Here is a 25,748-nt window from a genome sequence, read left to right as displayed (position 1 = left end):
GCATCACTGCCTCCGTCGGGGGAGTCTCACCAAGGAGACTGAGAGGCTGACAGGGGCAGGGGCAACCTTGCACCGGCGACGCGACCCTTAGAACCTGACCCAGTTGACACTGGCGTAGGGAGACCAAGGGGCGCAGTGCGTCCTTTGGGCCGCATATGGGCCCTGTTCATGGGATCCGTGCGGTCTCTTTCTGCCTCATCGTTCGGCTTGGGTCTTTTCGAGATTATCGCTTGAGGAGACGCCATGAGCACTGAAACCAAAACCACCGCAGACACCGCAGTGGAGCAAACAGCCGCCAAAATCACCACTGGCCCGTTGCCCGCATCCTATAAAATCTACGTCCACGGCCAGACGCACCAAAACCTGCGTGTGCCGATGCGCCAGATCCATGTGGGCGGCGATGAGGCACCGGTCACAGTCTATGACAGCTCCGGCCCCTATACCGATCCGGCGGCAGAGATTAATATTCGCGAAGGTCTGGCCGACAACCGTGGCACATGGCTGCAAGAGCGCGGTGATGTCGAAACCTACGAGGGACGCGCTGTTACCGACGCCGACAATGGCTTTGCCAAGGGTGACAAGCTGGTCCCTGCCTTCCCACAGCAACGCGCCCCGCTGCGCGCGGTCGGTGACAAGGCGGTCACGCAGCTGGCCTATGCCCGCGCTGGTATCATCACGCCGGAAATGGAGTTCGTGGCCATCCGGGAAAATAACGGTCGGATCAAGGCATGGGAAAAGGAGCGCGACGGTCATGACTTTGGGGCATCTATTCCCGATCTGGTGACGCCGGAATTTGTCCGTCAGGAAATTGCCCAAGGCCGCGCTGTCATTCCCGCGAACATCAACCACCGCGAGCTGGAACCGATGATCATTGGCCGCAACTTTTTGGTCAAAATCAACGCCAATATCGGCAACTCTGCTGTCACCTCCTCGATGGAGGAAGAGGTGGACAAAATGGTCTGGGCCACCCGCTGGGGGGCGGACACGGTGATGGACCTGTCCACGGGCCGCAACATCCACAACATCCGCGACTGGATCATCCGCAACAGCCCCGTGCCAATCGGCACCGTGCCGCTTTATCAGGCGCTGGAAAAGGTGAACGGCATTGCCGAGGATCTGACGTGGGAGGTGTTCCGCGACACCTTGATCGAACAGGCGGAACAGGGCGTTGATTATTTCACCATCCATGCTGGTGTGCGCCTGCATATGGTGCCGATGACCGCCAAACGGGTCACCGGCATCGTGTCGCGCGGTGGATCGATCATGGCGAAATGGTGCCTGCATCACCACCGCGAAAGTTTCCTCTATGAACACTTTGAAGAGATCTGCGAGATTTGCCGTCGCTATGACGTGTCCTTCTCGCTGGGCGATGGTTTGCGTCCTGGCTCTATCGCGGATGCCAATGATGAGGCGCAGTTTGCAGAGCTTGAGACGCTGGGCGAGCTGACCAAAATCGCTTGGGCCCGTGACTGTCAGGTGTTTATCGAAGGGCCAGGCCACGTTGCCATGCACAAGATCAAGGCCAATATGGATAAACAGCTGGAACATTGCCATGAGGCACCGTTTTACACGCTTGGCCCGCTGACCACCGATATCGCACCGGGGTATGATCATATCACCAGCGCCATTGGGGCGGCGATGATCGGGTGGTACGGCTGTGCGATGCTGTGTTACGTGACGCCCAAGGAACACCTTGGCTTGCCGGATCGTGATGACGTGAAAACCGGCGTGATCACCTATAAACTGGCCGCCCATGCGGCGGATCTGGCCAAAGGCCATCCGGGCGCGCAGGACCGGGACGATGCGATCAGCCGTGCACGGTTTGAATTCCGTTGGGAGGATCAGTTCAACCTGTCACTGGACCCTGAAACCGCGCGTGATTTCCACGATGAAACCATGCCGAAAGAGGCCCACAAAGTGGCGCATTTCTGTTCCATGTGCGGGCCGAAATTCTGTTCGATGCGGATTTCCCACGACATCCGTGCCGAGGCAGAGAAGGCCGATGGGTTTGCTAAAATGGCGGCGAAGTTCCAACAGGGCGGCGAATTGTATATCCCTGCTGATCAGGTGGAACCGGCGGAGTAATCCGACCCCACGCCAACAAAAGGACGGGGCGTGCATCGCGCCCCGCCCACAGTGTTCTGCACCTGCGGCCTTAGCCTGCGTCGGTGTCCATCCAGATGGTCACCGGGCCATCGTTTAGCAGTTCGACCTGCATGTCGGCGCCGAATTCGCCCGTCTCTACCGGCACGCCTTCAGCTGCCAGTTTCGCAGCGAAGTATTCATAAAGCGCCTTGCCCTCTTCTGGTCGTGCGGCGGTTGAAAAGCCGGGGCGGTTGCCGCGCGAGGTGTCAGCCGCCAGCGTGAACTGCGACACCACAAGGGCGGAACCGTCGATGTCACGCACGGATTTGTTCATCTTGCCCGCTTCATCCTTGAAGATGCGCTGCTTGGCGATCTTGACCGCCAGATAGTCGGCCTGCGCCTCTGTATCGCCCTGCATGGCGCAGATCAGGATCAACAGGCCGGGACCGGACTGACCGATTTTCTCGCCATCTACTGTGACAGAGGCATGCGAAATACGTTGCAACAGGGCGCGCATGGGCGACTTCCTTTCGGGTGTTTTACTCGTGGTCCCACAAAGGCCGTAGAACGCGGCCCTGTGCAAGTCTGATCAAGCCGTAACAGGCGTTGATTGCGACGGTCGCGACGAGATCAACTGTGTCACAGTTTGCCCTCGCTCACCGCAATGGCATAGCCGATGCCACCCGCCACAATCAGACCGGCAAGCGCTGCCAGCGCGATCTTCCATTTCGACCACGGGCGTTCGCCCTGAACACGACCGGTGCGACCGTTGACCACAAACCGGTAGCTCTCACCGCGATATTTATAGGCTGCGACCCAGACCGGCAGCAGAACATGTTTGAAGGTCACGTCACGGATCGCTGTTTCCACGTCGCTGATACGTTGGCGATCCCCGCCGATGTCGAAACGCACGTCGCGGCGGATCACCTGATCCATATGCTCGCGCGCCTCGTTAAAGCCATCGGTCAACTCAACCGTGTAAGCCTCTGCCCGAAAACCGGCGAGGTATTCAGGTTGATAAGGCTCCATCGCGGCTAAGTCCCACGGCTCCAACGCATCGGTGTAGCGTTTCGGCAGCGCGTTTGATGCCAGCACCAGCACATCATCAAAGAATCGCGCCACACGGCCTGACACATTGCGCCAGCGGATTTTTTGCACCCGTTCCTGCTTCATCTCGCCATCGCGCATGACGCTGCGGGTTTCATAGTAAACCGTGCCACGCTGACCGCGATAGCGGCTGTCTGTCTGGGCATCAAAGGTCCAGTAGGGGACATAAATGCCTTCCATCTTGCGGCCCTTGCGAGCGTAGTCCTGCAAACCGTTCGGCGCAAACCACAGGCGGCCCAGCCAAGCGCTCATCGCCTCATGCGCATCGCGTTCCTGCAGGGCAAAGGGCAGGACGCCGCGCGGTTTGATGTGGCGGTGTGTGCCGGTGCCGGTCACCACGGGCGTCGCACAGAAAGGGCATTCTGCTGCATGAGTGGCACCATCCATTTCCACTTGCGCGCCGCAGCTGGGGCATTCGCTAACGCGTGTTTCCTCCATCGCTTGTGCAGGCAGCAAATTCTCCAACGCTTGTTGAAAATCCAGTTCGCGGATACCGCCGGCCCATGGGTTTTTCTGCCGAACTTCGCCCTCATTGCCGCAATGATCGCAAATCAGTTGGCCTTTCGTTGGGTCAAAGCGGAAATCCGCCCCGCAGAGATCACAGGGAAAATGGTGTTGTGACAATGTGTTATCCATCATGAAATAGGCGTCCCATACTTTTGTGGGTGGCGACCCAAACTTTTTCTCATCTTTTTTCTAAAAAGGGGAGAGGCTATGTCGTTTTGACATCTGAACGCACAGAAAAAGATAGCACCTTAGCCGAAGGACATCGCCATGACTGCCAACATGACCGCGACCGCAGCAAACCAGAACGCCACCCCTGCCACCCTGCTGGGGCTGGACGTTGCACTGCAAAGCGCGCTGAAAGCGCATGGCGCGTGGAAACAGCGCATGATCCGCGCCGTAGCCCGCAAGAACACCCATGTCACCATTGAAGAGCTGCGCATGGCTGAGGTCAGCGAATTTGGCCGTTTCCTGATGGACCTGCCGCTGTCTCTGCAACAGTCTGAATATCTGGCAGAGGTACGCCGCCTGCACGCGGACCTGCATATCGCTGCGGCCGAGGTGGCGTTCATGGTGAAACAAGGCAAACACGATGAGGCCCGCGCAGCGATGTCGACTGGCGCTTTCCCGCAGATCAGCGCCGCACTGAATCAGGCGCTGGTGCGCTGGCAGGTGCGTGATCTGGCGGCCTAAACTGTGCTCCCTCAGGGGCGAGGGGCGGGCAGACAACTGACTGCTTGACGAAGGCGGCGATCCGGGGGGACGCCGCCTTTTTCTATGGCGATATGAGCGGCCACAAATGGTCTCGTGTCCGCCACAAAGATGCCACAATTCAATCCGTCCTTAGAGGACAGGAAAGTCAGAGTGCAGGTGGGCACAGGACGCAAATTGAGAGCAGGTCAGTCGGGCAGAGTTGGCATGAAAAATGCTGCAATCTTCTGAAAGAGCGCCACTTTTTATGACCAAAGCCGGATCACTAGGACCAAAGTCCTAGTCCGGCTAGGACCATTGAGAGCGCCTGTCATACTTATTCTCATTATCTTCCTAAAATGGGGGGTGATACTGTCGTTTGTAGTTATTGAGAGCAACCATTCGCATTACGCGATCAACCAAGAGAGAGATACGTCATGACCCAGAAGACAGTCACCAACACTTGCGAGATCATTAACAACGCGATCGTTGCTCACTTCGTTCTGGGCCATCAGCTGCGCGCCGCCGCCTATGAGGAAAACCGGGCCCTGCCGGTGCGCGCTTATAGAAATTCGCAGAAATGTGGTCTGGGCAAACTGATCGCCTTTCTGAAGGAAAACGACCAGATGACCGACCGTTCCAAAGAAGTCGACGCACTGCATCTTGATTTGCACGACGCCGCCTGTGGCGTGGCCGCGCTGATCGCCACTGGTCACTTTGACGAGGCGATTGATGAACTGGCCACCGGCTATTACGCCACAGCGGCCTCTGCTCTGACCAAGGCGCTGTCATATTGGAAAATGGAAACCGTCTAACGCTTTAGTACGGTAACGATTGCTCTTATGGCGCCTCGGACCCACCGGGGCGCCTTTTTGTGTGCGCCTTTTTGTGGAGTGTGGGGGCGTAGATTATCTGCCTGTTGGCCTCCGCCCCCCACCCATTTTCCCTGCCTTCTACCTCCCGAAGGATATATCGCGACTATATCCTTTCTAGGTCCGTGCCAGCGGTTCGAGAGGGCGCATTTTAGCACCATCCGGCAAAAGGCCGCGCCGTCCCCGCCGGAACGGCCTATGCGCCTTAGGACCATCGAGAGGGCGGACCATACTTTATCTCAATTGAGGCGATAAAGGCGGATATCTATATTCGTTTGTAGAGAGCACGAGCACACAATCGCATAAGCGACAAACGAGAAAGAGAAACACCATGACCCAGATGACCGTTCTGAACACCGCTGAGATCATCAACAACAGCATCGTTGCACATTACGTTCTGGGTCATCAGCTGCGCGCCGCTGCCATCGACGGCAACCGCAGCCTGCCGGTGCGCGCCTATAAGAACGCCGAGAAATGTGGTCTGGGTAAACTGATCTCCTTCCTGAAAGACAACGCACAGATGATCACCCGCGCCAAAGAAGTTGACGCGCTGCACATTGACCTGCACGACGCCGCCTGCGGTGTGGCTGCGCTGATCGCCACCGGCAATTTCGACGCGGCGATTGATGAACTGGCCACTGGCTACTACGCCGACGCAGCTGCGGCTCTGACCAAGGCACTGTCGCACTGGAAAGTTGAGATTTCGTAAACGCCACAAACTTACTCGGCTCTCTCAACCGAAAAGCGCCCCCGGATCGGAGGGCGCTTTTGTTTTGCTCAACTGGCGTCACACACTGCCAGTCTTTTCAATAACCAATGCGCGCGCAACACCGTCAGGGTAGGCGACGTGCTCATCCCCGTCCTTGGCATGAAAAATGTCCCCGCATTCCAGTCGCAGTACGTTTTCGACGCCGTCGTCGCGCACGTGCATATCGACCGCACCATCCAGCACGACGAAGACCTCGGCCCCATCGTTTACATGCCACTTGTAGGGGGCGTCGGTCCAATGCAGGCGCACAGTTGCACCCTCAATCTGGGCGATGTCCAAAGCGTCCCAGGCGTTTTGGCCGGTGAAGTCTTTGGCGGTGATCTTTTGCATATTTCCCTCGTCATTGGTCGCGATATGATGTGTCGTGTCACCGGCTATATTACCTAGCTGGCGCTACGCGCGGGAGTTGCGCACCGACGGCATCCCCCTGCCAATCGAAGGAAATGAACGTGGATCAGACCGACAAACGCATTGTGGCAATTCTAGAAGGAAATGGTCGGACCAGCGCTGCAGAAGTTGGACGCCAGATTGGCTTGTCGCGCACAGCAGTGCAGGACCGTGTGACGCGTCTGGAAGCTGCCGGTGTCATCGAAGGCTATCGCGCGATTGTGTCACAGGAGGACGGCAGTCTTATCCGCGCGGTCTTGTTTGTGACAATAGCAGTGCGGCCCTGTGCACCTGCCTTGGACTGGCTGTCGTCGCTGACTGGGGTACAGGAGGTGCTGTCATTGTCTGGGGATGTCGATGCTCTGGTGCGTTGCGCGGTGCCGAATGTGGCCGCGCTGACGACGTTGAATGACCGTATCGGGCAGAGTGATCTGGTCGTCAGGAGTACGTCACATATTGTTTTGAAGACAGTGAGGTAGCAGCGGGGGGGGGCAGCGGGCAAGGCTGACAGTTTATACCGCGTCCCTAGATGTGGTGCGTTTACATGGTCAGATATTCATTCGGCATGAATGGCAGATCTGTATCCTGCGGACGCGCACCTGCGGCGGTTAGCATCGCGTGGATCTGGCCACGGTGATGGGTCTGGTGGTTAAAGAGCTGCATTGCCAGGGTCGTTTTCGGCTTGGTCACATCCTGTCCGATGGCACCGGAAAACCAGCTGAGGTCGCCTTGAAACCAGTCTGGCGTAACCTCGTGTGCCCATTTGAGGATGCGCAGATCGAAAGCCTTTCTGTCTGTTTTGAACGCCTGCCAGTCATCGGCAAAGCCCGTTGACTGAGGGATGCCAGTCGTCGGCGCTGGTGTACCGGCAAACCGGCTGAGCCAAATCATGTCGCCCCAATAGAGATGCGAAAACGTCGCGTTGATCGATCCGAAGAAGGCGCCACGATCCTGCAGACGCTCCGCCGCTGACAGGGTATCAGCGGCGGTGATCAGGTTTTCGTTTTGCCAGAGGTTATATCTGGCCATGGTCTGAACGTAGGCTTGGTTTGGCATATTACCTTACATACCCGGCGGCGGGGGTGGGGGCGGCATCACGGTGAACAACTGCGCCAGTTCGGCCACCTCATCTGCGGTTTTCCAGCCGTCCTGACCGGGCGTCCAGACGTGGGTCTCACGCTTTAGTTCACCCGTTTGGGCCATGCGGCCCATCTGGGCCTTGGAAAAGGGGCCTTTGGTCTGGCCGTTTTCAGCGATGTGCCAGACGTGCTCCACAGGGGGCGGGGGCGGTGGAGCCATAGCGGCAGGGGCTGCCTGTGCTGCTGCGCCCCCCCATGGTCCGGCCTGGGATCCAGTTTGAGGTCTGCGCTGCGGTTGAGACATCTGAGCGCCCATGGCTTGGGCCATCTGCAGGCCCATGCCCATTCCCATGCCGGCCCCCATGGATTGATCCAGTGCGCCGCCATTGCCCATTGCCTCGGCGGCTTTCCATTTCATGTGGTCGTCGAGGTTTCCGGCAATGCCGCGGGATGTACGGGCGTCCAGCGCCTTTTCCACTGCGGGCGGCAGGGAGATGTTTTCGATGTAAAGTTCCGGAATGGACAGGCCATACCCCGCCAGAACCGGATCGATGGCCTGCGCGATCAGCTTGCCAACTTCGGCCGTATTGGCGGCCATATCCAGCACCGGAATGCCCGCAGCGGCAATAGCTCGGGAAAATTCCTGTACGATGATGTTGCGGATCTGGAAGCTGACCTCATCCATCGTGAACTCGCCATCGGTTCCGACAATCTCTGTCAGGAACAATGCGGGGTCAGACACTTTGATTGTGTAGGTGCCAAAGGCACGGATGCGGGTCGGGCCAAATTCGGGATCGCGCAGCATGATGGGGTTTTTGGTGCCCCATTTCAGATTGGTAAACCGGTTGGTGTTGACGAAGTATATTTCAGACTTGAACGGGCTTTTGAACCCGTGGTCCCAGTGCTGCAGCGTCGTCATCAGCGGCATGTTGTTGGTTTCAAGCATATAGAGCCCAGGGCTGAACACATCGGCCAGCTGGCCTTCGTGCACAAAGACTGCCGCTTGGCTCTCGCGCACAGTCAGTTTGGCGCCATATTTGATTTCATGGCCCTCGCGCTCAAAACGCCAGACCAATGTGTCGCGACTGTCATCAACCCAGTGAATAACGTCGATGAATTCCCCAGTGAGGAAGTCGAAAATACCCATGAAACCCTCCTTCGTGGGCGGTGAAATTTAGTACGGCGGCGCGAGCATGGCGCAGCCGTCAGATGTGTTCAGATCTGCGCGCCCATCTGTTCAGCGGCCAGTTGGCGCACGATCGGGCGGGCCTCTGGCAGTGGCATTCCGATGCGCAGCCGGCGGTCATAGTGCATCGCAAGCAACCGCTCGTCGTGACTGGTCAGAAAGGCAAATTCGTCGTCGTCATTAAAGATAGAAGGTCGCGCGCGGGGGCTGTCGTTGATCAATCCCATGCCTTGGGCCATTTCCTCGTGGATGCAGGATTTGCGCAGGATGTCAGGATGTTCGGCGCGGATCACCACAACGGTTCGGGTGATTTCCTGGGGCTGACGCGGACCGCCGAAGCTGAGCATCAGGCAATGCGTCGAGCGCGGCATCGTCGCCACAAGGCGCAGAGATGTCGGATCCGCACCGGGCAGGACCTGCCGTAGTCGGGTCATCAATTGGGCCTGATCGTCATAGCCGGTGAAAAACACATGGAAATTGGCGCGGGCGGCGGGGGCCATCGACATCGGGTGGCGAGTGATGCGGCTGAGGCGTTGCGTAAACAGACGTGTGTTGGTGCGATCAAGCTGCCGCTGTTCCAGCGGGACAGAGCGGCCGAATTCTACGTTCACCCCAATTGGATCCGCCCAGCGGCGCAGTTGCGATGGGGTGGCGTCTGCCTGCCGTTGCCAGCTGCCGTTCTGGTATTCCTGATAGAAGGCGATCGCCTCGTAATTTTCGGCCAGCTGGCGGGCGGTATAGGGTGTATCAATGCCGCCGCCGTCGGTGCGCAACAGGCCCTGTACCAATTGATCCGCCTGTAGCGTGGCATAATAGCGCGCCAAGGTCTGCGCAGGGGCGGATGCAGGGATCACCTCTGGCTGAGGCGCGACGCGCGCCTTCGGCGGGGCCACGGGGGCGGGGGACACGTTCAAGGGGGTGCAGGCCGCAACCAGTCCCAGAACGCCAAGGGCCGCGCTCAGATTTAGCGCGGCCTTCGGGCGTGCTTGGTGGGCGTGTGGCCTCATTCTGGTTACTCCGCTCCGGCGGAGGTGGCGATGGTGTCGCCCACCCCGTCCTGGCGCGCCTTGGCAGCGGCCAGCGTGTCGCGCAGGTCAGCTTCCATCTGTGTCAGGTCGGCTTCGGCGGCGGCACGTTTGGCTTTGCCTTCGTCTGCGATTTCAAGGCTTTCGTTGATCGTGGCGATCAGATCGGCGTTGGCTTGTTTTACCGCCTCAATATCAAAGACGCCGCGCTCCATTTCCTGACGGATCACCTTGTTGTTTTCACGCAGATTCGCGGCATTGGCGGTCAGCAGTTCGTTCGTTAGGTCGTTGGCGTCGCGCACGGCGTTTGCCGCTTCGGCGCTGCGCTGGATGGTCAGGGCTTGGGCCAGCTGGGTTTCCCACAGCGGCACGGTGTTCACGAGGGTGGAGTTGATCTTGCCCACCAGCGATTTGTCATTTTCCTGCACCAAACGGATCGAGGGCAGAGATTGCATGGTCACCTGACGGGTCAGTTTCAGGTCGTGCACGCGGCGTTCCAGATCATCACGTGCGGCGCGCAGATCGCGCAGTTCCTGCGCCTTCATCACCTGCGCTTCTTCATCCGCGGTGTGCACTTCTGCCTCTTTGGCGGGGATCACGGTGGCGTCCAGTTCGGCAATCTTGGCCTCACCTGCGGCGATATAGAGCGCCAGTTCGTCGTAAAATTCCAACGTCTTTTCATAAAGCATGTCGAGGGATTTGATATCCTTCAGCAACGTATGCTCATGCTTCAGCAGGTTGTCGGTGATCATGTCGATCTGACCCTGCACGGTTTCAAAGCGCGCGGTGAATTTGGCAAAAGGCGCGGCGCGACCGATGATCTTTTCCCAGAAGCTGCGCTTGCGGCGGGTGTCCAGTTCGGACATGGAAAAACCGCGGATAGTGGTCACGATATCGCGCAGGGAATCACCTGCCGGACCCAGATCTTTGTTGCGCACATCGGTCAGCATAGCCTGAGAAATGCTCTGCAATTCCGCCTGCGCCTTGGACCCGAAACCGATGATCGACCCGCTGTCTTCCATGTCCAGTTCCGCCATCCGGGTGCGGATTTCAGCGCTGGCGCTGTCATCTGCGGCCTCCAGCGGCACCACATCGGTGCTGGGGGCGGGCAGGATGGCGGCGGTGACTTGTTCCACTTCTGCCAATGCGGCTTGGGCTTTTTGTTGAATGGTCGTAGACATTTTGGTCCCTTTCAAACTGGGAAAAATAGGCAGGCGGCGGGGCCGCAGAATAGGATGTTAACACTCACTCAACAGTGAGGCCTTCGCGTTTCAGCCGGTCGCGGAGCACCTCAATTTCGATGGTGAGGTCGCTGCGGTCTTCCAGCAAGAATTTTTCGGTGCGGGCGGCGAAGTTCTGCTCAAGATCGCTGAGCAACGCCATGTAGTCGTCGCGCGCCTGATCGTCGCCACTGCGGCTGTAGATGTCGGCAAATCGCACCGTCGCGTCGCGCGCACCCATCAGATAAACGCTGAGGTACTTGCGTGCTGCGGTCAGATCACGCGGATCCTCCTCGACCTTGCGGAAAAGATCGCGGGCAGTTTTTTCAAAGGACTGCAACTGGCGGCTGGCCTGGCGGTCCCCGGCGCGCGCCATTGCATCTCGCATTTCCGCCAGATAGGCCTCCGCCTCTTCCACCGCGCGGGCAACGCGGTCGGTCTGGAAGGTATCGATCCCCTCCATCCCCTTGTCCTTCAGCGGATCAAGGCCAAAGGCCATGAGATGCAACACTGTGCCCAGCACTGCAAAGATGCCCGCTTCAATAGGGCCAAAGCCAGCGATTCCCACCAAACCAAGACCAAGACCAAGGCTGATCGCGCCGATTATCTTGCGCGGCATGGCGGGGCGGCGGGCAATCTTGCGGGCCTCATAGGCCTCTTCAGCGCGCAGACCTTCGCGGGTCAGCCACGCGGCAAGGATCAAGACCCCCAGTGCAAAGAGGTATTGGGCCATGATCAAAGGCTCGGCGCGAAACGCCTTTAGGATCAGCGGCATCGGCAACAGGAACAATAGGTTAGAGCGTAGTCCGACCCGGCTGCGCACCGCACCACGAAATTCCTGTGACCCTGCGGATGGGGGCGGGGGCGTATTCGGGGTCGATGTCTGACCACTGTCGGGGCTGTATTTGCCGCCAAATTTCTGTGCCATTATGCGCCCCCCCAGATGGTGTAACACATCAGAAGGATCAGCAGCGCATAGGCCAGTTTCTGTAATCCGGTCGCAGACATTCAAAGGCTCTTATCAAAATGCAAGGCGGGCTTGCCGTTGGGATAAAACCTAAGGTGTCTGCCCCAGTTTCGCTAGGGGGAAGATTTGCCGGATCGGCGCAAAACCGTTGTGGCGTGCGGGTTTGCGCTGCTCTCTTGGGATCAGCGGCGGGGTTTGCCACCCTGTGGAGCACCTGACCGGCTCGCTGGTTTGCCACTTGCCCTGCCGCCAGCTTTACCACGGCGCAGCGACTGGCTGGTGTCCATCGCGCCTCTGCGGCCACGAGGGGCGTCATCACGGGCAGGGCGATCAGTGCGATCGCCACGCGGCCCTGCGGAGGATTTTCCGAAGGATTTCCCAGAGGGCTTGCCCGTAGGTTTGCCGCCGAATTTGCCGCCACGGCGTTCGTCGCTGCGATCCTCATCACGCGACTTGCCATAGCCCTTGGCGCGGGCATCGCGGCCTTTGCCGCCTGCTCCACGGGGCGCTTTCTGGTCCTCTTCACGCGGGCGGCCGGGCTGGCCGGGGCCGCCAAAACTGCCTTTGGATTTTGGTTTGCGCAGCGGGCGGCGTACCTTTTGGCCGGGGGTGGCCTCTGGGTCGGCGAAATCCTCCGCGCTCAACCCCAGTTGATCGCGGATCACTTTGCGGCGGATTTCCTCAACCTCACCCTGTTTCAGGGTGCCCAGTTGGAAGGGGCCATAGGACACACGGATCAGGCGGTTCACGCTTAACCCGATGCTTTCCATCGCGCGGCGAATTTCGCGGTTCTTGCCCTCGCGCAGGCCAATGGTGACCCATGCGTTGGCGCCTTGCTGGCGGTCAAATGTGACCTCCATCGGCTGGAATTTCTCACCATCTACGGTGACGCCCTTGCGCAGCGGGGCCAGTTTGGCGTCATCCACGGCCCCCTTCACCCGCACGCGATATTTACGCAGCCACCCGGTGGAAGGCAGTTCCAACTGCCGTTTTATGCCGCCATCGTTTGTCAGCAGCAGCAGCCCTTCTGAGTTGAGGTCGAGGCGTCCCACCGACATCACCCGCGGCATATCCTCGGGCAGGGTGTCAAAGATGGTTTCGCGGTCCTGTTCGTCCTTGTGGCTGGTCACCAGACCCGTGGGTTTGTGATACAGCCACATCCGCGCCGGTTCCGGCGCCTGCAAGGCGCGGCCCTTCACAACGATGCGGTCCTTGCCGGTGACGTTCAGCGCGGGCGAGGTGATCACCTTACCGTTCACACTGACCTGTCCGGTTTCAATCAGCTTCTCCGCCTCACGGCGCGAGGCAACGCCAGCCCGCGCAATCACCTTGGCAATGCGATCCCCGGCTGGGGTGGTTTCGGGGGCTTTGTCAGACATGGGGGGCGGCCTTTGTGGCAAACAGCAGAAAAGAGGCGTCAGACCTAACCCAAATTTGCCCATTGCGAAAGCGCTGATCTACGGGCACACCAAGGGCATGGTTTTTCGCACATACATGGATCAGGCGCTGGAGGAAGCGCAGGCTGCGGCCGCCCGAGGGGAGGTGCCGGTGGGCGCTGTTCTGGTGTCGCCTGCGGGTGAGGTGGTGGCCCGCGCTGGAAATCGCACGCGCGAGTTGTCAGATCCCACAGCTCATGCGGAGGTGCTGGTCATCCGCGCCGCCTGTGAGGCGCTGGGCAGTGAACGGCTGCCGGGCCATGACCTATATGTAACGTTAGAGCCGTGCCCGATGTGCGCCACGGTGATTTCCGCCGCAAGGATTGCACGGCTTTATTATGGCGCGTCTGATCCCAAAAGCGGTGGCGTGGCGCAAGGCCCCCGTATTTTCAGCCACAGCCAGTGCCATCATGTGCCAGAGGTTTACGATGGGCTCAGCGCGGCCCCGGCGGAGGCTTTGCTGAGGGATTTTTTCGCCGCCCGCCGTTAATGCGCATGCGTGGATTTTGACGTCAAAATCAGTTGGGTTTTCTGGCGCCGGAGGATCCGCTCTCGCAGATTACAGCTCGATCGGCTGCATCACCTCTGGTTCTATCACATTCACCTCCGGCAAGGCTTCGGCCAGTGCTTCGGCGGATTGTTCCAGGATCGGGAAGGTGCGGTAATGACACGGGATCACCGTTTTGAAGTCAAAGAAGGTCTTGGCCGCATAGGCCGCGCGTTTCATATCCATAGTGAAATGACCACCCGCGGCCAGAATGCCAATATCCGGCTGGTGCAAATCGTTAAAGATCTGCATATCCGCCATCACATCCGTGTCGCCTGAGACATAGATCGTGTGGCCTTCGCCTGCGATCATATATCCCGCCTCTGCCCCCGCATAGATCGGCCCGCTGTCAGAGCCGAGCGATGAGGAATGCACTGCGTTCACCATTGTGATCGCCACATCGCCGATCTGCACCGTGCCGCCCTTGTTGAAGCCGATGGTTGCGATGCCTTCGCTTGCCTCCCAGAACGACATCAGATCGTAAATTCCCACGACTGGAACAGACAGCGCCTTGGCCAGTGCCACAGTATCGGCGGAATGATCGCCATGCCCGTGCGTCAGCAGAATCGCGGTCGCGCCGTCGGTTGCGGCGTCTTTCTGATCTTCGGGAAACATCGGGTTGCCGGTGAACCACGGGTCGATCAGCAGGATTTGATCGCCGATTTCCAGGCGGAAACTGGCATGGCCAAGCCAGATGAGTTTCATAGGGTGTCTCCTCTACGTGCTGCGCGTTTTGCGTGTAGCTTAGCACGGGGTCCCCGAAAGGCGAGGGCAGGGTTAGCCCTGCGGCGATGCCGCAGTTGAAAACGGATCGTCCTCATAGCCGACACCGGCCAGATACAGGCCCTGCGGTGGGCAGACTGGCCCGCAGGCGGCGCGATCACAGGCCGCCAGCGCGTCGCGCACGCGGTCGGGCTCCCACGCGCCAGCGCCCACACGCTCCAGCGTACCGACGAAGCTGCGCACTTGGTTGTGCAGGAAACTGCGCGCCCGCAGGAAAAACCGCAACTCGCGCCCTGACAAGCCATCAACCTCGGTAATCGTTAGCTCATCCAACGTCTTTACTGGACTGGCCGCCTGACAGATTGAGGATCGGAAGGTGGTGAAATCATGCAGCCCGATCAGGTGTGTTGCGGCCTCGCGCATCGCTCCTGCATCCAGTTGGTGAGAGATTTGCCAAACCAGCCCCGCATCATGGGTCGCAGGTGCACGGCGCATCAACAGACGAAAGACATAGCGCCGCTCATGCGCCGAAAACCGTGCGTGCCAGTCATCATTGACGCGGGCCGCGCGGGTGATTGCGACGGGTGATGGTTTCAGATGGTAGTTCAGTGCCTCTGACAGGCGGAAGGGGTCCCAATCCTTTTGCAGATCGCAATGAGCCACCTGTGCCAGCGCATGCACGCCTGCATCGGTGCGCCCTGCGGCGGCGATGGTGTGCGCGCCCGGTTCCAGCTTCGCCAGCGCAGCCTCAATCGCGCCCTGTACAGAAGGCTGATCGGCCTGACGCTGCCAGCCTGCAAAGGGCGCGCCGTGGTATTCAACAAGAAGGGCAAATCTGGGCATGGCGGGGGCGTAGCGGAAATTGCACGACATGGGAAGGGGCACGGGACGGGTGCCGGACGGGTAGGTGTGATTTTAGGGGGAGTTCTGGCAGGCTTTCCCCGCAAACCCCTGCGTACGGTGCTTTTATCGCAGCAGGCGCGTGCCTATGTTGAATGGACAAGAGGGGTTAGAGGGCAGAGAGTACGTGATCATCTCATCCGTGGCAGAGGCGGTCAGCCGTCAATTGGAAACCGTGACTGACAGCGTTAATGAGGCGCTGTTTGAGCCGGTGATCCGTCTGGGCGTCACCGGATTGGCGCGGGCGGGTAAGACGGTGTTCATCACCTCGCTGGTCGCCAACCTCAAAGATCGTGGACGCATGCCGCAACTGCTGGCCGAGGCAGAGGGCCGTATCGCCACCGCCTTCTTGCAGCCGCAACCAGACGACACCGTGCCGCGCTTTGCGTTTGAGGAAAACCTTGCCGCCCTCACCGGCCCCGACCCGCATTGGCCTGACAACACCCGCGGGATCAGCGAGTTACGCCTGTCACTGCGGCTGCGTCCTGCTGGCCTGTTGTCCGGCGTGCGGGGCATGCGCACGGTGCATCTGGATATTGTGGATTACCCCGGCGAATGGTTGTTGGATCTGGCGCTGTTGGACAAAAGCTATGCTGACTGGTGTGATCATATCTTGACCCGCCTGCAGGCGCGTGAGGAGGCGGTGGGTTTTCTGGAGGATCTGCGGGGTGTTGATTTCGAGGCAAAGCTGGAAGAGGGCACCGCGCAGGCGCTGGCAAAATCCTTCACCGCCTATTTGAACGCGGCCCGCGCGGCAGGGTATTCGGATTGCACGCCGGGGCGGTTCCTGCTGCCTGGTGATCTGGCAGGCTCCCCCGTTCTCAGCTTCGCCCCGCTGCCGGATGGCGCTGCAGGTGCAGGTCGCGGCACATTGGGCCGTGAAATGGCGCGTCGGTATGAGGCATATAAAGCGCAGGTTGTGAAACCGTTTTTTCGCAATCATTTTGCCCACATTGACCGTCAGGTGGTGCTGGTGGATGCGCTGGGCGCTTTGCATCACGGTCCTGCTGCGGTGGAGGATCTGCGTCAGTCTATGGCTGACATTCTTGCCGCCTTTCGCCCCGGACGCAGCGCCTTCTTGACGCGTATCTTAGGCGGTAAACGGGTTGAGAAGATCCTGTTTGCCGCGACGAAGGCCGACCATTTGCATCACAACCAGCATCCGCAGCTGGCAGCGATCACCGAGGCGTTGCTGCGTGATGCCCGTGACCGTGCGGATTTCGCGGGGGCCAAGACGCAGGCGATGGCACTGGCGGCACTGCGCACCACGTCAGAGGCACGGCTGCCGTATGAGGGGCGCGAGGTGGACTGTGTTCAGGGCATCCTGCTGGATAGCGGCAAGCGGGCTGCTTTCTATCCCGGGGCGTTGCCGGAAGATCCCGCGCAGCTGCTTGCACCGGCACGGCAGGGGGAGACGCAGTGGCTGGATCAGGATTACGCAGTGATGTGTTTCGCACCTGCGCCACTTGAACTGCGGCCGGGGGCGGGGCCGCCGCATATCCGGCTGGACCGCGCGGCGCAGTTTTTGATCGGGGATGTGTTGTGATGGATGAGGCGAAGGCAACGAAAGGCCCTGTGCTGATTGAGCTGTCAGATGAGGTGACATTGGAGCGCCCTGATCAGGCGCCACCAGTTCCAGATTTTGGGCCGGATCCAGCGGCAGATCCGGCCAGTGCCCAGACCGGCCTGCAACGTGCCGTAACGCGGAGTGGCAGCAGTAAAGGATCACGTCTGGGGCGCTGGATCCTCGGGCTGGCGCTGTCTTTCCTCGGCACTTTGGCGTTGATTGCAGCCTATGATGCCGTGGCAGGTATGATCATGCGTGTACCGCTGTTGGGCTATGCGCTGGCCATACTTGGGGTTGGGGTGATCGTTGCGGTGGTCTTTGCCGTAATCGGCGAACTGGCAGCTCTGTCCCGTCTGTCCCGTGTCAGCGCCCTGCAGCGCAGGGCAAGCGCCGCACTGGCCGATCACGATCTGGCAGAATCGCGGAAGGTGACAGCGTCCTTGCTGCGGCTTTATCGAAATCGTGCGGACTTAGCGTGGGGGCGGCAGCGGTTTGAAGAACGTGCAGGCGAACAGTTTGACGCCGACGCGCTGATCGGTCTGGCAGAGCAGGAGCTGCTATCACCGCTTGACCTGCAGGCGCAGGCAGAGGTGCAGGTCGCCGCACGTCAGGTGGCGACGGTGACGGCGCTGGTGCCATTGGCGCTGGCGGATGTTTTGACAGCACTGACGGCCAACCTGCGGATGATCCGCCGTGTGGCGGAAATCTATGGTGGGCGTGCGGGCACTCTTGGCAGTTGGCGACTGTTTCGTTCGGTGATCACCCATCTGGTCGCCACTGGTGCGGTGGCGGTTGGCGATGATCTGCTGGGATCCATGCTGGGGGGAAGTGTGATGAGTAAGCTATCGCGCCGTTTCGGCGAAGGTCTGATCAATGGCGCCCTGACCGTGCGTGTTGGTGTCGCCGCAATGGAGGTCTGTCGTCCGCTCCCCTACGCCCAACGCAAACGTCCCAGCGTCAGCCAGATGGCGGGCGCTGCCCTCGGCGGAATGTTTGGCAAGGGGGACAAAGGGGCGGATTAACGCAGCATGGGGATGCCGTCGCTGTTCTTCACCTTTTCCACCACACCAGCGCGCAGGGATCGGCCGATGCGATGGGCCAGCGCGGACCAAGCGGCCGCTTGATCAGGGTGTAGCTCACGGGTCAGTACGCGGTCGAACAGTCCCAGCCATGTTTCAAACATACCGGGATGCACATTGCCTGCCTGCCGATGCACCAACAGAGGATTCCCATCATAGCAGCGTTCATTGAGAATCGCATTGGCCCAGAAGGCGGCAACCTTTGCCTCATGCGGTGGCCAGTCACTGATATGCGCAGCAAAGACCGGTCCCAATCCGGGATGTTCACGGATCGCCGCGTAGAAAGTGGCGACAACGTGCTCGATCTCTTTGCGGGTGATGTCAAAACGCGGCGGCTGGGCGGTCATGGGAAAATCCTTTCATTTTCAGGGATATGTCGCTGCGCCCTTGCAGACAAGGGGTGGGGGTGTCGCAGGGGTGGCGGTTTCCGACAGAAATGATCGGATTGCAATTCCCGACAAAACCTATCAAGTATTTGAAAATAAACAAAAAAATACTTGCGACATGCGGCGAGTCGGTCTAGGAATACTTTTACAGACTTTACGGTGATCGCTGAAACAGCCTCACCTTCCAGCCTGCCAGATCACGCTACGCAGCCAGCTTTGATGCCAGCCACGCCGCCAGATCTCGCCAGCCAGATAATGACTAGGAGAGTATCATGTCCGCCAAAGCTTGCACCACGTGCACCTTCTTCGACAAAGCCACCAAGGTCGCTGACAACGCAGGCCTGTGCCGTTTTAACGCCCCCAGCTTCCTGACCGAGGCAGAGCTGGACGCGAAATGGCCGGTCGTGAAATCGACAGATTGGTGCGGCCGCTTTGACGCCAAAGCGTGATCAGCGCCAGCGTTCGCCAGCACCTTAAGGTATAGGTTCGCGTCGCCTTAGCACGCATGTTTCGTAATCAGTACAGCAAGGCCCAATTCGCAAGATCCAGCCTCGCCACGTTTCGCACAGCACCATCCAGCCTGACAGGCCCAGCACGTCAGATCCAGCACCGCCGCCCGCCACCCCGCAAGGTTTTGAACCTCTGCATTGGTCGCCAGCCACGTCGCCAGATCTAACCAGCCAGACCTATCCAGCCAGATGTCGCCAGCCAGACGCAGCACGCCAGGTTTAGCCCATCAGGCCCAGTCAGAGTCACCAGTGACATAGCCCGCCAGCCGGGCGACCGGACCAAGAGAAGAGGGATCGCCGACGGGCGGTCCCTTTTTCGGTTTTTGGAAAAAGCCCCGGATCGCGCAGCGAGCCGGTTCGTGCCCGACTCCGCCCCCAGGGCGGGCACGAATTTGAAACGTTTCCAGATCATGTGACGCTTCGCAGCCTGCGGGGCCTGTGCCAAATTTCAGGCCGCCCTCGGGCTCGGGCACGAACCTACCGTTGTGGTGGCCTGTACGATTATGCCAGTGGCGCTCTGGCCAGCAAGCACTCAATGAAAGCCACATGTTGCGCTTTACCCTTAAGGGCTTCGCGCCTATAAGCGGACCCATGATGATGCACGCGATCATTATTCGAATTATTTGCCCGGCGCTCTGATCAAAAACGAGCGGCCGGGACAAGGCGTATGGGATACCGCGCCGCCTCTCTTCCTTAATTCAAGACCTGAGATGAAGGACGCCCGAAATGTGCGCCGACACCCCCGAATACAAAGACACGCTGAACCTGCCGAAAACCGACTTTCCCATGCGGGCAGGTCTGCCGAAACGTGAACCCGGCTGGCTGGCCCGCTGGAACGACATCGACGTCTACGGCAAACTGCGCCAGAAGGCCGAAGATGGCGCGCGCCAGCCGTTCACCCTGCATGATGGCCCCCCCTATGCAAACGGCCATCTGCACATCGGCCACGCGCTGAACAAAACCATCAAAGACATGATCGTGCGCAGCCACCAGATGATGGGGTTTGACGCGCGTTATGTGCCGGGCTGGGACTGCCACGGTCTGCCGATTGAGTGGAAGATCGAAGAACAGTACCGCAAAAAGGGCAAGAACAAGGATGAGGTCGACGTTGTCGACTTCCGCCAGGAATGCCGCGCCTTTGCCGACAGTTGGGTGGATATTCAGCGGGATGAATTCAAACGTCTGGGCATCACCGGCAACTGGGACAAACCCTACCTGACGATGGATTTCCACGCCGAAGCGGTTATCGCTGAGGAGTTCATGAAATTCCTGATGAACGGCACGCTCTATCAAGGGTCCAAACCCGTGATGTGGTCGCCGGTCGAAAAGACCGCACTGGCCGAGGCAGAGATCGAATACCACGATCACAAATCGCACACGATCTGGGTGCCGTTCAGCTTCGCCGCTGGCTCAGGCGATCTGGCAGAGGCCCGCGTGGTGATCTGGACCACCACACCGTGGACCATCCCGTCGAACAAGGCTGTGGCCTACAACGAAAAGGTCGCCTACGGCCTCTACCGTGTGGACGCGACAGAGGAAGAAAGCTGGACCAAACCCGGCGACCTCTACCTCTTTGCCGATGCACTGGCAGAGGACGCACTGGGCAAATCCCGCGTCACTGAATTTACCCGCGTGCGCGATGTTGCTGCGTCCGAATTTGACGGTGCGATCCTGAAACACCCGTTCCACGGTGTTGATGGGGCCGAAGGCTACTGGGACTATGAGGTGCCAATGATCGACGGCGATCACGTCACCGACGATGCGGGTACAGGTTTCGTGCACACCGCGCCCAGCCACGGTGCTGACGACTACGAATGTTTCGTCAAGCGCAACTGGCTGGACCGCATGACTCACAACGTCGGCGAAGAGTCCGAGTTCCTGCCGCATGTCCCGTTCTTCGCCGGCCTGCGCGTGCTGGATCACAAGGGCAAAGAGGGCAAGGCCAACAATGCCGTCATCGCCAAGCTGGTAGAGGCCGGTGGCATCATCGCCCGTGGCCGCGTGACCCACAGCTACCCGCACTCTTGGCGGTCCAAAGCGCCGATCATCTTCCGTAACACGCCGCAGTGGTTTGCGTCTGTAGATCGTGAGGTGGGTGATGGTCAGGATGAGATGGGCAAAACCATCCGCGAACGTGCGCTGAATTCCATCGACCAGTTGGTCAAATGGTGGCCGCAGACCGGGCGTAACCGTCTCTATTCGATGATCGAAAGCCGCCCTGACTGGGTGCTGTCGCGTCAACGTGCGTGGGGCGTGCCACTGACCTGCTTTATCAAGAAGGATACGCTGCCGACAGCGTCTGATTTCCTGCTGCGTGATCCGGCCGTAAATGCCCGTATTGTTGAGGCGTTCGATGTTGAAGGCGCGGATGCATGGTACGCCGAGGGCGCCAAAGAGCGCTTCATCGGCGATGCGGCCAATGCGGATGAGTATGAGCAGGTCTTTGATGTGCTGGACGTGTGGTTTGATAGTGGCTCCACCCACTCCTTCGTGCTGCGCGATCGCGAGGATGGGACTGATGACGGCATCGCAGACGTCTACATGGAAGGCACCGACCAGCACCGTGGTTGGTTCCATTCGTCGCTGCTGCAGGCCTGCGGCACCAAAGGTCGTGCGCCGTACCGCAACGTCGTGACCCATGGTTTCACGCTGGATGAGAAGGGCAATAAAATGTCCAAATCTCTGGGCAACACAATTGTCCCAGAGAAGGTCGTCCAGCAATATGGTGCTGACATCCTGCGTCTGTGGGTGGCCCAGACCGATTACACTGCCGATCAGCGTATCGGGCCGGAAATCCTGAAAGGCACCGCTGACAGCTACCGCCGTTTGCGCAACACCATGCGCTTTATGCTGGGCTCGCTTGCCGATTTCACCGAGGCAGACCGTGTCGATCCCGCCGACATGCCCGAGCTGGAGCAATGGGTGCTGCACCGTCTGGCAGAGCTGGACCATCAGGTGCGCACAGGCTACCAGAGCTTTGATTTCAACGGTGTGTGGCAGGCTGTGTTCAACTTTGCCACTGTGGATCTGTCGTCCTTCTACTTCGATATCCGCAAGGATGCGCTGTACTGCGATGGCAACACGTTGCGCCGCCGTTCGGCCCGCACTGTGCTGGACATCCTGTTCCACCGCCTGACAACTTGGCTGGCGCCGGTGCTGGTCTTCACCATGGAAGAGGTCTGGCTGGAACGGTTCCCGGGCAGCGACAGTTCGGTTCACCTGACAGATATCCCCGAAACTCCTGCCGACTGGCTGAACGAACCGTTGGCCGCCAAATGGGGCAAGGTGCGCGAAGTGCGCCGCGTTGTCACCGCCGCGCTGGAAATCCAGCGCACGGATAAGGTCATCGGCTCCAGCCTGGAGGCCGCGCCGGTTGTGCATGTGCGTGACACGGACGTTGTGGGCGCACTGAAGGCGATTGAGTTTGCCGATGTCTGCATCACCTCTGACATCTCTGTCACCAATGATCCGATGCCGGCAGAGGCGTTCCGCCTGCCCGAGGTTGAGGGGGTTGGCGTCGTTTTTGAAAAAGCGCAGGGACAGAAATGCCAACGCAGCTGGAAGATCATGCCTGATGTTGGCACTTACAAATACCCCGGTGTCTGCAAGCGCTGTAATGATGCGCTGGAAGAAATGGGTTTTGAGATCTAAGTCACGAAGGGCGCCGCTTCAGGCGCCCTTTTCTTTGACCTGTCGCGGGGGATGATATGCCTGAACTGACCGTTTCCAGCCCTGTCGGCGATCTGACTTTGACGGAGGAGAAGGGCGCGATCACTCGCCTGCGCTGGGGGACAGGTGGCGGGGATGATACGCCCTTGTTGCGACAGGCGGAGGCGCAGCTGGGTGCCTATTTTGCCGGAACGCTGACGCAGTTTGATCTGCCATTGCGGGTGGATAGCTCGGACTTCCAACGGGCGGTGTGTGATGCGATGTCAGCGATTCCTTTTGGGGAAACACGGACCTATGGGGAAATTGCCCGCGACCTTGGCGTGTCCGCGCAGCCGGTGGGGCAGGCCTGTGGGGCCAATCCCATTCCGGTGATTATTCCCTGCCATCGGGTGCTGTCGGCCACGGGGCTTGGCGGGTTTTCTGGTGACGGTGGGGTGGAAACTAAGGTGACGCTTCTGCGCCATGAGGGCGCGGCAGGGCTGTTGATCTGAGGCTTAGGAAAAACCTTTGCCCGGGCGGGCTGATAGGTTGGGCTGCGTCTGCTGATAACAAAACGCCCCGGCGCAGGTCCGGGGCGTTTTGGGTATCTGTGATATCAGGTTTTCGATCTGCTCTCTGGCACGATCTGCTGCACCATACCAACCAGCAGCAGATAGACCGAGGTGATCACCAGACCCCAGTGGGCCCAGCTTTCGGGGTGGAAATCGACCCATGCGGCCCAACCGGCAAAGAAGGTCCACGCCAGCGCCATCGGCAGTGACACCATACGCCAGCGTGCTGTGCGCACCGGATGGATAAAGCGCAGCGGCAGGAACATCGACGCGGCCAGTGCCACGACCACAGCGACAATGATCCAGAAATTTGGCTCAACAGCGAAGAATACAAGGATCGCCATGTTCCAGCAGCCGGGGAAACCGGCGAAGGAGTTGTCTTTGGTCTTCATCCGCGTGTCAGCGAAATACATCGCGCTGGAGAAGGTGATCAGGATGATCGCAAACCAACCGGTCCAGCCGGGCAGCAGCCCGGATTTGAACAGCGCAAAGGCCGGGATAAACACATAGGTCAGATAGTCGATGATCAGATCCAGCAGCACACCATCAAACTGCGGTGCGTAGTGTTTGACGTTGTATTTGCGCGCCAGCGGGCCGTCGATGCCATCAACGGCAAAGGCCACAACCAGCCACAGGAACATCAGGTCCCATTTCAATTCAACCGCGGCCAGCATGGCCAACATGGAAAAAACGGCGCCGGTGGCGGTCAATAAATGGACGCTTAGCGCCTTGGATTCTTGGGTAATAACCATTTTGGCCCTATTTCTTTGGCTCTTTGGCCTTGGGATGAGTTTGGTCATATACGTCCAAAATACGGGATAAGTCCACTGCCGTGTAGGTCTGGGTTGTGGACAGGGACGCATGGCCCAGCAGCTCTTGGATTGTGCGCAAATCACCGCCCGCGTTCAACAGGTGGGTGGCAAAGCTATGGCGCAGGGCATGGGGCGTGGCGCTGGCCGGCAGGCCCAGCTGCGCGCGGGCCTGCGCCATGGTTCGTTGCAGCATACGCGGGTTCAGCGGGCCACCACGGGCGCCGCGAAATAGCGCATCCTCACCGCGCAGCTCTAACGGCAGCAGGGCAAGGTAGCGATCGACCGCTTGACGTGCCACGGGCAGAACCGGGACTATGCGGTCCTTGTCACCTTTGCCGCGAATGTACAGCATTTCGGGCAGGGGGACGTCGGCGCGGGTGAGGCTCAACGCTTCTGATATTCGCAGGCCGCAGCCATAAAGCAGCGTCAGCACTGCGGTGTCGCGGGCGCCAATCCAGTCTTCACGCGCGTGATCTTCGACCTCCGCGATCACTGCACTGGCCGCATCGGGGGCCAATGGGCGGGGCAGCTTCTTGGTGAACTTCGGCGATCGTGTGGAAAGCACAGCGGTGGGGTCAAACCCCTCGCGCTCTGCCAGCCAGCGGTAGAAACTTTTGACTGCGGACAGTTTGCGCGCCAGCGAGCGAGCGCCAACATCCTGCCCCCGCGTGGCGGCCATCCATGCACGCATATCGCTGACGGTCAGGCGGGCAATGGCACCAAGACCCTGTTGTTTGCCGTGGTGGCCGGCCATGAAGCCCAGAAAGTCACTGACGTCGCTCTGATAGGCGGCGATGGTGTGATCTGATGCAGATTGCAGCGCCTTCTGGCTGTCCAGCCACCGTTGCAACGAATCGCGCGCGGCGGGAGAGATGATCATCACGACAACCAGCGCCGCATGGAACGCTCAAACACGCCAGAGAAAAACTCCAACAGGTTGGTGCCCTGCTGCGGTGAAAACAGATGCGGATCCTCCGCGCCCATGACCAGCATGCCGGGCAGACGGCCGGTGCCGAAATCCAGTTGCAGGCAGGCCTCAGATCGCAGGTAAGGCGCCTTATCCCCGTAGATGGCGGCAGATCCTTCCTGCATCTGACGCAGCACGATCTGGCGATGCGGCGCGGCGCGGCCGTTGCTGACGTAGCGCGCGACAAACCCGGGCTCTGCGACCTGCAGTACGCTGCCAAGGCGTTGCAGCGCAACCTCGCCTTCGGCATTGGCACTTTCCAGCACCAGTTTCATGCTGTCGACGCGCAGGATATCGGCAACAGGGCCGTTCAGATCCTTGAGGAAGGGTTCAAATTCGATCGGATCCAGCATTCGCAGAATGGCGCGATGGATCTGATTGGTGCCTGCAAGATTATCAAACGCCGCCGCCACAACAGAACGATGGGTGTCCTCCAGCCGGTCCAGACGATGTTCCAGCCGTTCCATCGCGATGCCGCGCAGATCAACGATATTGCCCCCCATTGCCCGTTCATTGGCGGCGATCAGCGCCTGCATCACATCCTGATCGTCCAGAATAACATCTGGTTCCGAGATGATCTTCTCGCGCAGGGTGTCGTCGATTTTTGCTGTGCTCATAGTGCTCTGTTTACTGTGCTGCTTTTGATGCGGCGGGTGCGGCCGTTTCGACCTGCGGTGTTGTTGATGGAAATCTAACAGAGGTTCTGCCGGA

General features: G+C 59.5%; 26 protein-coding genes and 1 riboswitch. Of the genes, 11 read left to right on the top strand and 15 right to left on the bottom strand.

Features of this window, described 5'->3' with window-relative positions; all coding sequences use genetic code 11:
• Positions 1 to 7 precede the first annotated feature (7 nt).
• Positions 8 to 138, top strand: a riboswitch (TPP riboswitch).
• A gap of 105 nt (positions 139 to 243) precedes the next feature.
• Positions 244 to 2,085 carry a phosphomethylpyrimidine synthase ThiC gene (gene thiC / locus MHM86_RS06835; RefSeq protein ID WP_239197326.1) on the top strand — a complete coding sequence of 614 codons (1,842 nt, stop codon included), beginning with the start codon at positions 244 to 246 and terminating at the stop codon, positions 2,083 to 2,085.
• 70 nt (positions 2,086 to 2,155) lie between these two features.
• On the opposite strand, the gene dtd is transcribed toward thiC, so the two are convergent.
• Positions 2,156 to 2,602 carry a D-aminoacyl-tRNA deacylase gene (gene dtd, locus MHM86_RS06830; RefSeq protein WP_239197324.1) on the bottom strand — a complete coding sequence of 149 codons (447 nt, stop codon included), beginning with the start codon at positions 2,600 to 2,602 and terminating at the stop codon, positions 2,156 to 2,158.
• Between the two features lie 122 nt (positions 2,603 to 2,724).
• On the bottom strand, positions 2,725 to 3,831 hold the full coding sequence (locus MHM86_RS06825; RefSeq protein ID WP_239197322.1) for a TFIIB-type zinc finger domain-containing protein: 1,107 nt from the start codon (positions 3,829 to 3,831) through the stop codon (positions 2,725 to 2,727).
• Between the two features lie 135 nt (positions 3,832 to 3,966).
• On the opposite strand from MHM86_RS06825, the gene MHM86_RS06820 reads away from it, so the two are divergent.
• The 3 genes from MHM86_RS06820 to MHM86_RS06810 all read left to right on the top strand — a co-directional run bounded on the left by MHM86_RS06820 (position 3,967) and on the right by MHM86_RS06810 (position 5,967).
• Positions 3,967 to 4,389, top strand: coding sequence for a CZB domain-containing protein (locus tag MHM86_RS06820; protein WP_239197320.1), 423 nt, complete (start codon positions 3,967 to 3,969; stop codon positions 4,387 to 4,389).
• Between the two features lie 434 nt (positions 4,390 to 4,823).
• On the top strand, positions 4,824 to 5,201 hold the full coding sequence (locus MHM86_RS06815; protein WP_239197318.1) for a hypothetical protein: 378 nt from the start codon (positions 4,824 to 4,826) through the stop codon (positions 5,199 to 5,201).
• Positions 5,202 to 5,589: 388 nt separating this feature from the next.
• A complete protein-coding gene (locus tag MHM86_RS06810; protein ID WP_239197316.1) occupies positions 5,590 to 5,967 on the top strand; it encodes a hypothetical protein in 378 nt (125 codons plus the stop codon).
• A 78-nt stretch (positions 5,968 to 6,045) separates the two neighbouring features.
• Here the strand turns inward: MHM86_RS06810 and MHM86_RS06805 are convergent, their stop codons facing one another.
• Positions 6,046 to 6,357 carry a cupin gene (locus tag MHM86_RS06805; protein ID WP_239197314.1) on the bottom strand — a complete coding sequence of 104 codons (312 nt, stop codon included), beginning with the start codon at positions 6,355 to 6,357 and terminating at the stop codon, positions 6,046 to 6,048.
• A gap of 119 nt (positions 6,358 to 6,476) precedes the next feature.
• Between MHM86_RS06805 and MHM86_RS06800 the strand changes: the two genes are divergently transcribed.
• On the top strand, positions 6,477 to 6,893 hold the full coding sequence (locus MHM86_RS06800) for an Lrp/AsnC family transcriptional regulator (RefSeq protein WP_239197312.1): 417 nt from the start codon (positions 6,477 to 6,479) through the stop codon (positions 6,891 to 6,893).
• A gap of 61 nt (positions 6,894 to 6,954) precedes the next feature.
• Here MHM86_RS06800 and MHM86_RS06795 read toward each other — a convergent pair whose 3' ends face one another.
• From MHM86_RS06795 to MHM86_RS06770, 6 genes are all read right to left on the bottom strand, one after another.
• The gene (locus tag MHM86_RS06795; RefSeq protein ID WP_255723085.1) at positions 6,955 to 7,470 is read right to left on the bottom strand and encodes a DinB family protein; all 516 of its coding nucleotides are present in this window, start codon (positions 7,468 to 7,470) and stop codon (positions 6,955 to 6,957) included.
• Between the two features lie 6 nt (positions 7,471 to 7,476).
• Positions 7,477 to 8,640 (bottom strand): SPFH domain-containing protein, encoded by a 1,164-nt coding sequence (locus MHM86_RS06790; RefSeq protein ID WP_239197308.1) that lies wholly within the window; start codon positions 8,638 to 8,640, stop codon positions 7,477 to 7,479.
• Between the two features lie 68 nt (positions 8,641 to 8,708).
• Complete coding sequence (locus tag MHM86_RS06785; RefSeq protein WP_239197306.1) at positions 8,709 to 9,686, bottom strand: DUF2927 domain-containing protein; 978 nt, start codon at positions 9,684 to 9,686, stop codon at positions 8,709 to 8,711.
• A 5-nt stretch (positions 9,687 to 9,691) separates the two neighbouring features.
• The gene (locus MHM86_RS06780) at positions 9,692 to 10,885 is read right to left on the bottom strand and encodes a toxic anion resistance protein (protein WP_239197304.1); all 1,194 of its coding nucleotides are present in this window, start codon (positions 10,883 to 10,885) and stop codon (positions 9,692 to 9,694) included.
• A 64-nt stretch (positions 10,886 to 10,949) separates the two neighbouring features.
• The gene (locus MHM86_RS06775) at positions 10,950 to 11,852 is read right to left on the bottom strand and encodes a 5-bromo-4-chloroindolyl phosphate hydrolysis family protein (protein WP_239197302.1); all 903 of its coding nucleotides are present in this window, start codon (positions 11,850 to 11,852) and stop codon (positions 10,950 to 10,952) included.
• 221 nt (positions 11,853 to 12,073) lie between these two features.
• Positions 12,074 to 13,270, bottom strand: a complete 1,197-nt coding sequence (locus tag MHM86_RS06770; RefSeq protein WP_239197300.1) for a pseudouridine synthase — start codon at positions 13,268 to 13,270, stop codon at positions 12,074 to 12,076.
• 97 nt (positions 13,271 to 13,367) lie between these two features.
• Here MHM86_RS06770 and MHM86_RS06765 point away from each other — a divergent pair, with 97 nt between their 5' ends.
• Positions 13,368 to 13,817 (top strand): nucleoside deaminase, encoded by a 450-nt coding sequence (locus MHM86_RS06765; RefSeq protein WP_239197298.1) that lies wholly within the window; start codon positions 13,368 to 13,370, stop codon positions 13,815 to 13,817.
• A gap of 69 nt (positions 13,818 to 13,886) precedes the next feature.
• On the opposite strand, the gene MHM86_RS06760 is transcribed toward MHM86_RS06765, so the two are convergent.
• Positions 13,887 to 14,579, bottom strand: a complete 693-nt coding sequence (locus tag MHM86_RS06760) for a metal-dependent hydrolase (protein ID WP_239197296.1) — start codon at positions 14,577 to 14,579, stop codon at positions 13,887 to 13,889.
• A gap of 72 nt (positions 14,580 to 14,651) precedes the next feature.
• Positions 14,652 to 15,440: a tRNA pseudouridine(38-40) synthase TruA gene (gene truA, locus MHM86_RS06755; protein ID WP_239197294.1), complete on the bottom strand. Its 789-nt coding sequence runs from the start codon at positions 15,438 to 15,440 to the stop codon at positions 14,652 to 14,654.
• A gap of 184 nt (positions 15,441 to 15,624) precedes the next feature.
• Here truA and MHM86_RS06750 point away from each other — a divergent pair, with 184 nt between their 5' ends.
• The gene (locus MHM86_RS06750; protein ID WP_239197748.1) at positions 15,625 to 17,043 is read left to right on the top strand and encodes a YcjX family protein; all 1,419 of its coding nucleotides are present in this window, start codon (positions 15,625 to 15,627) and stop codon (positions 17,041 to 17,043) included.
• On the top strand, positions 17,043 to 18,086 hold the full coding sequence (locus MHM86_RS06745) for a YcjF family protein (protein ID WP_239197292.1): 1,044 nt from the start codon (positions 17,043 to 17,045) through the stop codon (positions 18,084 to 18,086). Before MHM86_RS06750 ends, MHM86_RS06745 begins: the two co-directional genes overlap by 1 nt.
• Here the strand turns inward: MHM86_RS06745 and MHM86_RS06740 are convergent.
• Positions 18,083 to 18,490, bottom strand: a complete 408-nt coding sequence (locus MHM86_RS06740) for a group III truncated hemoglobin (RefSeq protein WP_239197290.1) — start codon at positions 18,488 to 18,490, stop codon at positions 18,083 to 18,085. The two genes, MHM86_RS06745 and MHM86_RS06740, sit on opposite strands and share 4 nt — an antisense overlap.
• 311 nt (positions 18,491 to 18,801) lie before the next feature.
• Here MHM86_RS06740 and MHM86_RS06735 point away from each other — a divergent pair, with 311 nt between their 5' ends.
• From MHM86_RS06735 to MHM86_RS06725, 3 genes are all read left to right on the top strand, one after another.
• The gene (locus MHM86_RS06735; RefSeq protein WP_239197288.1) at positions 18,802 to 18,978 is read left to right on the top strand and encodes a hypothetical protein; all 177 of its coding nucleotides are present in this window, start codon (positions 18,802 to 18,804) and stop codon (positions 18,976 to 18,978) included.
• A gap of 786 nt (positions 18,979 to 19,764) precedes the next feature.
• On the top strand, positions 19,765 to 22,689 hold the full coding sequence (gene ileS / locus MHM86_RS06730) for an isoleucine--tRNA ligase (RefSeq protein WP_239197286.1): 2,925 nt from the start codon (positions 19,765 to 19,767) through the stop codon (positions 22,687 to 22,689).
• A gap of 56 nt (positions 22,690 to 22,745) precedes the next feature.
• A complete protein-coding gene (locus MHM86_RS06725; RefSeq protein WP_239197284.1) occupies positions 22,746 to 23,198 on the top strand; it encodes a methylated-DNA--[protein]-cysteine S-methyltransferase in 453 nt (150 codons plus the stop codon).
• Between the two features lie 104 nt (positions 23,199 to 23,302).
• Here MHM86_RS06725 and MHM86_RS06720 read toward each other — a convergent pair whose 3' ends face one another.
• Genes MHM86_RS06720 through MHM86_RS06710 form a run of 3 tightly spaced genes read right to left on the bottom strand, consistent with a single transcriptional unit; the run spans position 23,303 to position 25,654 of the window.
• Positions 23,303 to 24,010 carry a phosphatidylcholine/phosphatidylserine synthase gene (locus MHM86_RS06720; RefSeq protein WP_239197282.1) on the bottom strand — a complete coding sequence of 236 codons (708 nt, stop codon included), beginning with the start codon at positions 24,008 to 24,010 and terminating at the stop codon, positions 23,303 to 23,305.
• Between the two features lie 7 nt (positions 24,011 to 24,017).
• Positions 24,018 to 24,950, bottom strand: a complete 933-nt coding sequence (locus MHM86_RS06715) for a tyrosine recombinase XerC (RefSeq protein ID WP_239197280.1) — start codon at positions 24,948 to 24,950, stop codon at positions 24,018 to 24,020.
• Positions 24,950 to 25,654: a DUF484 family protein gene (locus MHM86_RS06710; protein ID WP_239197278.1), complete on the bottom strand. Its 705-nt coding sequence runs from the start codon at positions 25,652 to 25,654 to the stop codon at positions 24,950 to 24,952. Before MHM86_RS06710 ends, MHM86_RS06715 begins: the two co-directional genes overlap by 1 nt.
• Positions 25,655 to 25,748: the final 94 nt, after the last annotated feature.

This window comes from Thalassobius sp. Cn5-15 (assembly GCF_022347685.1).
Classification (GTDB): domain Bacteria; phylum Pseudomonadota; class Alphaproteobacteria; order Rhodobacterales; family Rhodobacteraceae; genus Thalassobius.
Note: the sequence above shows the minus strand (reverse complement) of the source record. Positions and strands in the feature narration are given on the sequence as shown.